The following is a 13,151-nucleotide window of genomic DNA, read 5'->3' as shown; positions in this document are numbered from 1 at the left end:
TCTGACTTTTAATTAAAAAAAGAATGTAAAGTTAGTGTAAATTTTGCTTTTTATAGCAATTTCACACTTGAAAATCATTTGAAAATGATCTGGAAAACGATAAATTATTAACAAATTTAGAACATCTTGGTTTTTTTGAATTCACCTAACTTAAACACATCAGAATAAAATCAATATTTTATAAAAGGTAACTATATTGTTTAAAAAAAACATTCCAACTTCCCTATCAATTGTTAGGCAATTATTTTCAAAAATCCAAAATATGTTTATCTTTGCTTTCTATGGAAAATACACTTCACGAAAAAGTTTCTCAGGATATTTTACTTAAGGCTTATAATCATATGATGCTTGCCAAAGCGATGGCAGATATCTATGAGGAGAACAGAAATGTTTGCAAATATGTACACAGTACTTCAAGAGGGCACGAAGCGATTCAGTTGGCAACGGCTTATCAGTTAAAAAAAGAAGACTGGGTTTCTCCATATTACAGAGACGAAAGTATTTTGTTGGGAATTGGCTTTGAGCCTTATCAATTGATGCTTCAATTGTTGGCAAAAGCTGATGATCCTTTTTCGGGTGGAAGATCATATTATTCTCATCCTTCGAGCAGAAACGAAAATATGCCGAAGATGATTCACCAAAGTTCGGCAACGGGAATGCAGACGATCCCTACAACCGGAGTTGCACAGGGAATCAAATATATTGAAGATTTTGAATTGGAACAATTTGAAAATAATCCTGTTGTCGTTTGCAGTTTGGGTGACAATTCTGTAACAGAAGGTGAAGTAAGTGAAGCACTTCAATTTGCCGCTTTGCACCAATTACCGATTATTTTCCTGGTTCAGGATAACGAATGGGGAATTTCTGTTACAAAGGAAGAAGCAAGAACGGTTGATGCCTACGATTTCGTAGCCGGATTTGAAGGTTTGGGAAGAATGCGGGTAGACGGAACCAATTTCGCTGAAAGCTTTGATGTGATGAAAAAAGCTGTTGATTTTGTAAGAGCAGAAAGAAAACCTTTGGTTGTTTGTGCAAAAACAGTGTTAATCGGTCACCACACTTCCGGAGTGAGACGTGAATTCTACAGAGATGAGGAAGATTTAACAAAACACAGAGCAAAAGATCCGGGAGAAATCCTGAGAAATCAATTGCTGGAAGCTGGAACAGACGAAGAATTATTAAAGCAAATCACTAAAAAGGCAAGACTGGAAGCTGAAGAAGCTTTCGAAAGAGCTCAAAAAGCTGAAGATCCTAAGCCTGAAACCGTGATGCATCATATTTTTGCACCAACCCCGATTACAGAAGAAGTGGGAACCCGTGAACCTGAAAGTGGCGAGAAAATCGTAATGGTAGACGCAGCCATTCACGCCATTCAGGAGATTATGTGGAAACATCCGGAAGCTTTATTGTACGGACAAGATGTTGGAGAAAGAATTGGCGGAGTTTTCCGTGAGACGGTAACTTTAGGTAAAAAATTCGGCAGCAAAAGAGTTTTCAATACCGCTATTCAAGAGGCTTACATTATCGGTTCTACCACAGGAATGAGTGCAGTAGGTTTAAAGCCGATTGTTGAAGTTCAGTTTGCCGATTATATTTATCCGGGAATCAACCAGTTGATTACGGAGATTTCGAAATCAAATTATTTAAGCAACGGAAAATTTCCGGTCAGCAATATCATCAGAGTTCCGATCGGAGCTTACGGCGGCGGAGGACCATACCACAGTGGAAGTGTTGAAAGTATTTTAGCGAATATAAAAGGAATAAAAATTGCCTATCCAAGCAACGCAGCCGATTTCAAAGGTTTGCTTAAAGCAGCTTATTACGACCCGAACCCAGTCATAATGCTGGAACATAAAGGTCTGTACTGGAGTAAAGTTCCGGGAACGGAAGATGCAAAAACCATCGAACCGGCAGAAGATTATATTTTACCTTTCGGAAAAGGAAAAGTAGTCATTGAAGCCGACGAAAATGAAATTAAAAAAGGAAATACTGTTGTTGTAATCACTTATGGAATGGGCGTTTACTGGGCAAAAGAAGCCGTGAAAAACTTCAATGGTAAAGTAGAAGTGATTGATTTGAGAACCATCATTCCTCTGGATGAAGAATTGGTTTTTGAAAGAGTAAAAGCGCACGGAAAATGTATCGTTCTAACAGAAGAACAACTGAATAATTCTTTTGCTGAAGCTTTTGCACACAGAATATCTAAAAATTGTTTTAAATATCTTGATGCTCCGGTAGAAACTATGGGATCGCTTGACACTCCTGCAGTTCCGATCAATTTAATTTTAGAAAAAGAAATGCTCCCAAATGCTGAAAAGCTTTCGAAGAAAATCAACGAAATGTTGAAATACTAAAAATTAAAACCTCTAAAAATTATTTAGAGGTTTTTTTGTACAGTTTTTGTTAACTTGGTTTCATTAATTACTTTAAATGATTACAACAAAATATTTCAACTACAAACAAATCGCTAATCTTGCAGGGCTGCATCTTATCTGGCTTACAGCTTGGAGTACATTTGTTGCAGCAATCTATTACTTTTTTGAGTGGCAGTGGATGACGATTCCTCTCGTACCACTCACTTTGGTAGGTACAGCAGTTGCATTTTTCGTCGGTTTTAAAAGTAATCAGGCGTACGACCGACTTTGGGAAGCCAGAAAATCTGGGGAGCCATTGTGAATTCCAGCAGGTCATTTACATCAATGCTCTATGCATTTGATACCGAAAAAGGCGAAATGCATTATATTAAAGATTTTAAGAAACAACTAGTTTACCGTCATATTGCCTGGCTTTATACTTTGAGAGAACAACTATTGATCCCTACAGAATGGGAACATATAAGCCTTGAAAGACATTTCGGAAGCATCAATTTTAAAAGACACAGACAGATAAAGGCTGGTTTTCCTGATTATGTAAGAACGCATCTTTTTCAGCAAAAATATCTTTCCGAAGATGAATTGCAAGTACAGGAAGATTATAAAAATTTCGCCACGTATCTCAATTCAAAACAGGCAAAAGATCTGAATTATCTGAAAAATAAAAAAGTCATCACAGACTTTGATCAGATGCAGCTTCAGAATTGTCTGAATGATTTCTATGATTATCAGGGACAGGCAGAAAGAATTAAAAAATTTCCGTCACCAAGACAATTTGCCAATTCCGGGTTTATTTTTATTGTTATTTTTATCATCCTTCTACCTTTAGGTCTAGTAAGTGAATTCAGCAAATTAGGCGATTGGGGAATCTGGACCTGCATCCCATTCTGCGTGATTGTAGGCTGGATTTACATTATTATGGAGCTTGTCGGCGATTATTCTGAAAACCCTTTTGGTGGATTAATGTTTGATATTCCCATGCTTTCTATCTGTAGAACCATTGAGATTGACCTTCTGCAGATTATTGGGGAAAATGATGATCTTCCTGAGCCGATTGCTTCCAAAAATGGTGTCTTAGTTTAAAAAAAATTTATAAGACCAGTTCAGTAGTATTTTTCACTTCAGAAATGGTGAATGAGCTTTGTGTGCTCGCAATATGCTGAATTGTTGTAAGTTTGGTGAGCATAAAATTTCGGTAATCTTCCATGTCTTTTACACAGATTTTAAGAATATAATCATAGTCGCCACTTACATGGAAACATTCTGTAACTTCATCTAAAGTCATTACCTCCTTTTCAAACCGAAGTACATATTCTTTTTTATGCTGAGTGAGTTTTACATGGCAGAGAATGATAAAATTTTTATCAATTTTTGTTTTATCCAAAAGTGCTACATATTTTGAAATAACTCCGTTGTTTTCAAGCTTTCTTATGCGCTCATAAACGGCTGTAATCGACAAACCGAGTTTGTAAGACAGTTCTTTGGTGGTTTGTTTACAGTCTTGTTGTAAGAAAAGCAGCAGTTTTTTATCAGTTTCATCAAATTGCATAGAAAAATTTTTGCCTAAATTTATTAAATTTAAAATTAATAAACTTTTTATCATCAAAAACTAATTTCTATAGATTTTATATCTGAATTTTACTAATTATGTTGTAATAATACTTTTAAAGATTCATTTTTAAAACAAAAAAATATGGATCATTTTAATGCAGCAAACGAAATACAGGATTTGCAATATTTTGGAGAATTTGGCGGAGTAAACCCATCGATTTCAGACAGCTCTACTTATACTTTTTTGTCTGCAAAAACCATGTTTGATACTTTTGAGGGAAATGCAGACGGATGTTACCTGTATTCAAGACATTCATCACCAATGAACCTTTACCTTTCTCAGGCGCTGGCAAAAATGGAAAATACAGAAACCGCTAACGTTACCGCATCCGGGATGGGAGCGATAACTTCAGTTCTGATGCAGATTTGCAAAAGCAATGATCATATCATATCAAGCAGAACGATCTATGGCGGAACGTATGCTTTTCTGAAAAATTTTCTTCCTCCTTTCAACATTGATACGACTTTCGTGGATATCAACAATTTTGAATCGATTGAAAATGCCATTCAGCCCAACACAAAAATAATCTACTGCGAAAGTGTGAGCAATCCGCTTCTGGAAGTTGCTGACCTTAGAAAACTTTCCGCAATGTGTAAAAAACATAACTTAAAACTTATTGTAGACAATACTTTTTCTCCGCTTTCCATATCACCCACCCTTTTAGGTGCTGATATTGTCATTCACAGTTTAACTAAATTTATTAATGGCAGCAGTGATACGGTAGGCGGAGTTTATTGCGGTACTCAGGAATTTATCAACGACACCAAAAATGTAAATAACGGAGCCTGTATGCTTCTCGGGCCAACAATGGACAGCTTCAGATCCGCAAGCATTTTGAAAAACCTGAGAACCCTTCACATCAGAATGAAACAGCACAGCTACAACGCGATGTATCTTTCTGAAAGATTTGAAAATGATGGTTTAAAAGTTTCTTATCCAGGGTTAAAATCTCACAAAAATCATGATCTGATGAAGAGCATGATGAATGAAGAATATGGTTTCGGAGGACTTTTAACTCTCGATGCCGGAACAACCGATAAAGCGAACGAATTAATGGAAATGATGCAGCAGGAAAACCTGGGTTATTTAGCCGTAAGTTTAGGATTTTATAAAACTTTATTTTCATGTTCCGGAAGCTCAACTTCCTCTGAAATACCGGAAGAAGAACGTGAAACTATGGGAATTTCTGACGGATTGATACGATTTTCTATCGGTCTGGATCATGATATCAAAAGAACTTACCAAAAAATGAAACAATGTATGATGAAAACAGGCATTCTGCAAACCGAAAAAGTTTAATTAATTGATATTGTGAATGAATGCCGTTGAGAAATTAACGGCATTTGTTTTTTATGAAATTGAAAAACTTAATTTAAAACAAAGACAGTTGAATACCTTTAGAATCTGAAGGCTTTTTTGCATCGCCAAAAACCGTCTTTCCGCCGAATCGCCAAGAGTTTTGTCGTTCTTCTTCAATGACTTCATTGATGTTGAAATCCGGAGTGAAGTTTTTTTCTGCTTCCGAAATAATGGTGTGAAGTTTATGGACAGATTTTAATTTATCAGAATTTCCAAGCTTTGATTTTTCGATTCCTTTTCGTAAAATTCCTATGGTTTCGTCATAAACGTTGATGGGAACAGGAAACGGATGACCGTCTTTTCCGCCATGTGCAAAAGAAAATCTCGCCGGATCTTTGAATCTTGAAGGGGCACCGTGAATAACTTCACTTACCAATGCCAGACTTTGTAAAGTTCTCGGTCCTACTCCTTTCAGTAAAAGTAATTCTTCAAAATTTTCTGGTTGGTTTTCTCTGGTCATGTACAAAAGTGTTCCTAATTTTTTCAGGTCTACATCTGAAGCACGAATATCGTGATGTGCAGGCAAAATTAAATTAGCAAAATCCTGCATGATCTTTTCCGAATTGGTATGAGAAATTTCTAAAATTCCTTTTCTGCTTTCATGAGCTTCATTTGCTGTTAAATTTAAAATTTCGCCCTGATTAATTCCCTGAATTCCTTTGTGAGGCTCATCTACGAAAGATTCCAGGTTTTCAGAATGCCAATGATAACGGCGTGCTGTTCCGTCTGAATCGTTCATTCCCTGTTGTACAACGGCCCAATTTCCATTGTCTGACAAAATAAAATTATGAAGATATAACTGGTAACCGTCCTGAATTGCGGTGTTATCAACCTTAGCAGATAACTTACTTGCTCGAACCAGTTTATCACCATCCAACCCTGTTTTATCGGCAATGACTAAAAGTTCGTTGGGTGTTTCTTTGGAAAATCTGCCTTTTCCGCCACAGATGTAAATCCCAAGTTCTTTAGAATTGGGATTGATGCTCCGTTTCAAAGCACCCATTACGGAAGTTGTAATTCCTGAAGAATGCCAATCCATCCCCATTACCGCTCCGAAACTCTGAAACCAAAACGGATCTGCCAATCTTCTTATAACCTCATCTTTACCATAATCTGCTAACATGACTTCAACAATCGAAAGTCCTAGAACAGACATACGCTCATACAACCAAGGCGGTACTTTTCCGTAGTGAAGGGGTAATGTGGCAGTTCCGGAGCGTTTCATTTATTGGTTTTTGGTTTTTGGTTTTTGGTTTTTGGTTTTTACAAAATTACAGCCTTACGAACGAAATCCATAAGGCTGTAAACATATTTTATATAAAATTTAATGCTTTATAATTTCCTTCACAATTCCACCTTGAGGTTCTCTGACGGTTTGGGTGAAAATAAATGCTTTCGGATCGATTGCACGAACGATATTCTGTAATTTTCTAACTTCCAATCTGGTAACGATCGTGAAAATTATATCTGCTTCAGAGCTATGTTCAAAAGATTCTTTCATAAAACCTCTTTCTCCTTTGTAAACCGTAATTCCTCTATTCATGGTTAAAACCAAAGCTTTTTTGATCTCTTCGCTGTTTCCTGACACGATGGTAACGCCTGTGTAAGCTTCTATTCCTTCAATCACATATTTTGTGATCTGACTTGCCACCAGATAGGTCATAATTGCATATAAAGCAGTTTCTACTTTTAAAAATTTTGCGGCAATGATGAAGATAATGACATTCATTCCTAAAATAATCTCAGTAATACTGAAACTGCTTTTTTTGAAAGTCAATAATGCTAAAACTTCCATACCATCGAATGTTCCGCCACCTCTCATTGACAATCCGATACCGATTCCCATGAAAAATCCGCCAAACATTGCGACCAATAACTTGTCATGTGTCATTTCCGGAAAAGGAACGAAATAAATGGTTATGATGATTAATAAAATTGTCAAAAAACTTCGAATGGCAAAATGTTTTCCAATCTGGAAATATGCCAAAACGATAAAAGGAATATTTAAAACCAATAAAATAACACCAAGATTCCAATGATAAACTTCGTGTAATAAAAGTGAAATTCCGGTAACGCCACCATCTAAAAAGTGGTTGGGAACGAGAAAAGATTTTAAAGCAAAACTCGCAAAAATCACACCTAAAACAAGATAAATAATATCTGACAGGGTAAATAGCGGGCCATGTTTGGTTGCTGAGCTCATAAGATGATCAGTAGTTTTTTAGTTTTAATTTGATGACATCAAGATTTTCCTGTTTCTTCTGCTTTCTGTTATGGATAGAAGTCTGAGTAAAATAATGATGGCTTTCGAGAAATTTCTCCTGCAAAAGATTCCAATCCTGTTCAGAGTGTACAATTCCAAACATGGAAAGTTCTTCGAATAGTTTATCCCCGATGATGAAAAAATCATCTCTGCCAAGATAATCCAGATCTGCATCAGCAACAATTTCTTCTAAATGATTATAGGGCGTCTGCGGAATTTTTGTTGCCATAATCATCCCATTTATTTTATCAATCTGTGATTGAGAATAACCGTATTCCGGAAGATATTCCTGTGCGATTTCGCAGGATTTCTCTTCATGATTTTTAGAACCGTACAAAAACCCTGTGTCGTGAAATAATGCCGCCGTTTTTAGCAACACCAAATCTTCATCATTTACATTTTCTGATGTTGCAATCTGCTCTACAGAGACAATTACATCTTTGATGTGCTTAACACTATGGTAAGAAAGATGCTCCGGAAGTTTTTCCTTAAGCAGATTCAAGATGACTTTTTTTATTTTTTCATATTCCATATTGAAGATAGAGAATGGTTTTTAATTATTTTAAGTTAAGATGTTTCGCCATCTTTTTTAGTTCCGAGCGCAAAATACATATCCATATCGCCTTTTCCTTTGGTATGAATTTTCCCTCTGTATTCGCAATTTATTTTATCTTTTACCAGTTGATAAGTGGTTTCAGAAATATTTATCTTTCCTTTCTGGCTGTTCTGCTCCATTCTTGCGGCCGTATTTACCGTATCTCCCCAAATGTCGTAGGCAAATTTTTTAACTCCTACAATTCCAGCGATCAAGGAACCGGAGTTAATCCCGATTCTGATATCCAGAACATCAGGATGTGTCTTTTTTCTTTCCTCGATAAATTCAATAATATCTAAAGCTACCAAAACGGTCTGATATGCATGACATTCATTTTTCACTGGCAGACCACAAACCGCCAAATAGGCATCACCAATGGTTTTTATCTTTTCTAAACTATGTTTTTCCATGATCATATCGAAAGCCGTAAAACATTCGTTCAGTTCGCCAAGCATTTTTTCGGCTCCCATTTTCTCAGAGTTCTGCGTAAAATTAACAAAATCGGTAAATAAAACGGTAACTTCATCGTAATATTTGGCTTCAGAACTTCCGTTTTCTTTCAGTTCTTCAGCAACTTCAAATGGAAGAATATTGAGCAATAAATTTTCTGTTTTCTGTTTTTCTTTTTGCAATTCAAAGGTTCTTTCGTCAACCTGTTGTTCCAGCAATTCATTTTGATTCTGAAGAATCTGTTGTTTTTCCTGTTCTTGCTTTAAATTGATATCCGAAAGTCTGCTGACTTCATCCAGCTGTTTTACCAAACTTAAATTGGTTGAAGCAAATTGCCAACCCAAATATGCAGAGATGGAAATAGGAAAACTGATGAAAATAAATATGAAAACATATCCCAGAAAATCATCTCCGAACATTTCTTCAAGATCAATGGATCCCAGTTTATTTAAAAACATGTAAATGATGAGCATTACAATAAAAAGAAAAAACACCAAAACTCCACCACCGACAATGAAAGCTGATTTCTCTCTCCTGATCATTGCTCTGATTATTAAATAAAATGACTCAAAAGCAACAAAAAAAAGATAGAAAAGTGCTAAGCTACCCGCAGCCGGAGCATTAAAATAAAAGAGAATAAAAATTACAGCCGAAATAATCAACAATACTTTAAGCCTTATTTTAGTTCTTCCGAACAAAGTATTTATAAAACCCGTAAGCGATGTACCAAACGCCAGTAACGCTATAAATGAGTAAAAGGTATAAGAATCAAGAGTTAAAGGATCACTCATTTCAGAAAAGAGCAATACCATGTAACTCATCAACGAAATTGAAAAATTGTATATGGAGAAATACAGATTGTAGATTGCTTTTCTATAAAAGATAAATAACAATAAATGGATAAATCCTAATGCACCAAATATGCCACAAAAAAGCATCGTGTAAAAATTAAAATACTGAGCAGTTTCCGCTTTGTCTCTTACAAATTCAGAAGCCGAAACCAAATCTATGCTTATGGCAACAGGACTCAGATTGATGGTCTTTTTTTTGCTTCCAACGGCCGGTAAAAATCTTATGGCTAAAACATTTACCCGGGTATTATCTAAAGTAAATAACTCTGGATATCTGTTTTTCATCTTAAATTTTTTCGCATCTCCCTTCCCGATTTTTCCGATATTCTCGATTTTTTTTCCATTGAGATAAATTTCGGAAGCACCAAGCTGGTTGATGTCGAAACACAAAGATTCACCAATAGAAGCAGAATCTATTTTAAAATAGTACCGAATCCAATAGATTTTTTCTTTGTCGTCTGTTTTTTCAGAATTTAACTTGAGATTCTTCCATATAGAATTATTAAAATTAACATGCTTCCATGCAGAATCATCAAATTCAGACAAAGCAAAAGCAGGATTATCGCCTTCAATAAATCTACTGTCGTCTTTGATGGATGCGCCGTTTTTAATATCTTCTTCGGTAAAAACTCTTGGCTTTTGAAAGGAATTTTGTGCAAAGCAAAAATTTTGCAAGACAATAATTGCAAAAAGCAGGAATTTATTGAGTAGATTTTTTCTCACAGTAATTAGTTTATGATTGATTAACGAAATACATCTCCATCGCGCCTTTACCTTTGGTTTCTATTTTACCACGATGCTCAAAAGTAAATTGATCTTTCACGAGATGGTATGTAAATTCTGAAATATTTACCTTTCCGGGTGTACTGTTCTGCTCCATTCTTGCGGCGGTATTTACCGTATCTCCCCAAATGTCATAAGCGAACTTTTTTACACCCACAATTCCTGCAATCACGGGCCCGGAGTGAATTCCGATTCTGATATCCAAAGCATTTGGGTTCTCCTGTTTGCGATGTTGAATATAAGAAAGAATTTCTAAACTTGCATTCACCGCATTTTTTGCGTGCTGATCGTTAGAAACCGGCAAACCACTCACCGCCAGATATGCATCACCGATGGTTTTTATTTTTTCTAAATTGTATTTCTCCATAATCCGGTCAAACTCTGTGAAACAGACATTCAGTTCATTAAGAACTTCCTGTACGCCAATTCTTTCAGAATTTGATGTAAAGTTGACAAAATCTGTAAATAAAACCGAAACCTCATCAAAATGTTTTGCACTCGTTTTTCCTTTTTCTTTAAGCTCTTCAGCAATCTCATATGGAAGAATATTGAGTAACAAATCATCAGATTTTTGTTTTTCTTCGGCGATCTTCTTGTTGTCTTTACGTTTTTGATTGTATGAAAATGCTGCAAATCCTAATAATAAAAGTGATAAACCGGCACCGACTGCCCACATATTTTTTTGGGTTTTGGAACTTTCTAAATCTGCTTTTGCAACAGCATCTTTTTTATCCTGGTTGATTTTGGCTATACTTTTTTCCTGGTTGTATCTTAACAAAGCCGCCTGCTGTTCCTGCTCAAATTTTATCTGAATTTCTTTTCTTCTCAAATCTTCTTCCAGCAATAATCTTTTACGTTCTTCATCGGTTTTTGCTGCTGCCTGCTTTTTTTCAAATTCAAAACGGAGTGCTTTTAGTTCTATCTCTTTTTGAAGCTGGATGCGTTTGGTTTCTTCTTCTAATTTTATGCGGATTCTTTGGCTCTTGAGCTCGGTTTCTGATTGAAGGTTTGAGAGCTGTTTCATTTTCTCTAAACCATATATTTTCTCATTTTCTTCGATGTACTTTTTATGATAAAATAAGGCTTGTTCGTAGTTGCCCAACTTTTCATGTACTTTAGATAAATTCTGGTTGTTTTGAATGACAAGCTGAGGAACAATAAGAGTTTTTGTATTTTTTATATAATCAGATTCGGCATTTAAATCTTTTAACAAAGTTTCAATCTCTTCCTTTGAAGATTTATTGTTCTCGGAAAGCAATTTTGTAACCTGAATATCGTGCAAAACCGATTGATAAGTAAATTTAGTTGATGCAATATCCTGTGCAGGAATTAAATTTAATGCTTTATGTATATAATTTTCTGCCAGTGTATAGTTTTTCGCATGCTTATTCAACAATGCATAACCATAATATATTGTTGCCAGACTGGGTGAATTACTATCTTTAAAATAATCATAAGACTTATCTAGATAATATTTAGCAGAGTCTAATTCTTTTTTATCTTCATAACATAATGCTAATAAACTGTAAGTACCATTAATCTGCTCTTTGTCTTTTTTATCGGTAAATTCTATACTTTTTTTAAAAGAATCAATCGCTTTATCATGATTTTTGGTTCCTATATAAAAGCTTCCTAACACCACATATGCCTGATTAAGTTTATCCGGATAATTCTTTTTCACAAAATTAACATATGTATTTGCCGCTTCATAAGTATCACCAAATTTACTTTGTGTGTAACTATTAGAAAACAAACCCTGATAAGCAAACATTACAAAATGTTTACTTATATTTTTTCCTTCTTTATAATATTGTATATTTTTTTGAAAATATTTCGCAGCTTCATCGTTATTCTTTTTGTAAACATTTGAAAGTGCAAACATATGATTCAGCATTGCCTTGCTGTTGTAATTGGTAGAATTTTCTAAAAACCGCTCCCCTTTTTTCAAATGAAAGTCTAATAAATTAAAATCAGCTTTTACTAAATACAATTCTGCGAGAACCAAATGCATTTCGCCCTGTTTATCCGGATCTTTCTTTTTTTCCAGAAGAGGCATGATTTTTTTTACATAAACGATAGAGCTATCAATATTTTTAGGATAATAGGTACTGAAAATTTTTTTATTAGCGTCAATTTTTTCATCATCAGTTTTAGCTGAAGATAATTTCTTTTTCAGTTCCAGAATCTCGACCGATTCCTGCGCTTTAAAAACTGTATTCCCATAAAAAAGAAAACAGATTATAATAAAAGATGTAGTTTTATTTTTCAATGGGATGGTTATGTCGTTGATTCACAAAAATAAAAAAATCATTCTATTAAATAACAGAATGACTCAATTTAGTTAGAAATATTATTTTTTATTTCAAAGCTGCTAACGCTGCTTCATAATTTGGTTCGTTGGCAATCTCAGAAACCTGCTCTGTGTAAACTACTTTATTGTTTTCGTCGGTCACGATTACGGCACGGCTCAAAAGACCTTTCATCGGAGAATCTGTGATGGTAACTTCATAATCGTCACCAAAATTTCCTCTGAAGTCTGAAAGTGTTTCTACATTATTCAAACCCTCCGCAGCACAAAATCTTGTAAGAGCAAATGGTAAATCTTTTGAAACGTTGATTACAACAGTATTTTCTAAATTGTTTGCTTCTTCATTAAATTTTCTTGCCGAAGACGCACAAGTGGGTGTATCAATACTTGGAAAAATATTAAACACTTTTTTTTTCCCTTCAAAGCTTTCTAAAGTTTTCACGTTTAAACCCGAATCTACCAAAGCAAAATCCTTAATTGTAAATCCTACCGTAGGAAGTGTTCCCAATGTATGTGCTTCGTTTCCTTTTAATGTAATATTTGACATAATTTATTTTT

9 protein-coding genes and 1 pseudogene are annotated in these 13,151 nt (G+C 35.0%); 3 read left to right on the top strand and 7 right to left on the bottom strand.

Translation table 11 applies throughout. The features are described 5' to 3' along the window. The first annotated feature begins 281 nt into the window (after positions 1 to 281). Positions 282 to 2,354 carry an alpha-ketoacid dehydrogenase subunit alpha/beta gene (locus ACZZ9T_RS09890; RefSeq protein ID WP_463441950.1) on the top strand — a complete coding sequence of 691 codons (2,073 nt, stop codon included), beginning with the start codon at positions 282 to 284 and terminating at the stop codon, positions 2,352 to 2,354. Positions 2,355 to 2,430: 76 nt separating this feature from the next. Further along, positions 2,431 to 3,455: pseudogene (locus ACZZ9T_RS09885) on the top strand (bestrophin family protein). Between the two features lie 7 nt (positions 3,456 to 3,462). Here the strand turns inward: ACZZ9T_RS09885 and ACZZ9T_RS09880 are convergent. Next, a complete protein-coding gene (locus ACZZ9T_RS09880) occupies positions 3,463 to 3,921 on the bottom strand; it encodes an Lrp/AsnC family transcriptional regulator (protein ID WP_463441949.1) in 459 nt (152 codons plus the stop codon). A gap of 144 nt (positions 3,922 to 4,065) precedes the next feature. Between ACZZ9T_RS09880 and ACZZ9T_RS09875 the strand changes: the two genes are divergently transcribed. Then, positions 4,066 to 5,283, top strand: a complete 1,218-nt coding sequence (locus tag ACZZ9T_RS09875; protein ID WP_463441948.1) for an aminotransferase class I/II-fold pyridoxal phosphate-dependent enzyme — start codon at positions 4,066 to 4,068, stop codon at positions 5,281 to 5,283. A gap of 73 nt (positions 5,284 to 5,356) precedes the next feature. On the opposite strand, the gene ACZZ9T_RS09870 is transcribed toward ACZZ9T_RS09875, so the two are convergent. From ACZZ9T_RS09870 to tpx, 6 genes are all read right to left on the bottom strand, one after another. Continuing rightward, positions 5,357 to 6,568: a DUF763 domain-containing protein gene (locus ACZZ9T_RS09870; protein WP_463441947.1), complete on the bottom strand. Its 1,212-nt coding sequence runs from the start codon at positions 6,566 to 6,568 to the stop codon at positions 5,357 to 5,359. Positions 6,569 to 6,667: 99 nt separating this feature from the next. Continuing rightward, a complete protein-coding gene (locus ACZZ9T_RS09865) occupies positions 6,668 to 7,546 on the bottom strand; it encodes a YitT family protein (protein ID WP_463431715.1) in 879 nt (292 codons plus the stop codon). 7 nt (positions 7,547 to 7,553) lie between these two features. Continuing rightward, the gene (locus ACZZ9T_RS09860; RefSeq protein WP_463441946.1) at positions 7,554 to 8,108 is read right to left on the bottom strand and encodes an HD domain-containing protein; all 555 of its coding nucleotides are present in this window, start codon (positions 8,106 to 8,108) and stop codon (positions 7,554 to 7,556) included. Positions 8,109 to 8,173: 65 nt separating this feature from the next. Beyond that, entirely contained in the window at positions 8,174 to 10,225 is a 2,052-nt protein-coding gene (locus ACZZ9T_RS09855) for an adenylate/guanylate cyclase domain-containing protein (RefSeq protein WP_463441945.1), read from the bottom strand. A gap of 10 nt (positions 10,226 to 10,235) precedes the next feature. Next, positions 10,236 to 12,554: an adenylate/guanylate cyclase domain-containing protein gene (locus ACZZ9T_RS09850; RefSeq protein WP_463441944.1), complete on the bottom strand. Its 2,319-nt coding sequence runs from the start codon at positions 12,552 to 12,554 to the stop codon at positions 10,236 to 10,238. An 88-nt stretch (positions 12,555 to 12,642) separates the two neighbouring features. Next, positions 12,643 to 13,140 carry a thiol peroxidase gene (gene tpx / locus ACZZ9T_RS09845; RefSeq protein ID WP_463441943.1) on the bottom strand — a complete coding sequence of 166 codons (498 nt, stop codon included), beginning with the start codon at positions 13,138 to 13,140 and terminating at the stop codon, positions 12,643 to 12,645. Positions 13,141 to 13,151 lie beyond the last annotated feature (11 nt).

Source organism: Chryseobacterium sp. AC417, from assembly GCF_979258215.1.
The sequence above is the reverse complement of the archived record's forward strand: the minus strand, read 5'-3'. Positions and strand labels throughout refer to the sequence as shown.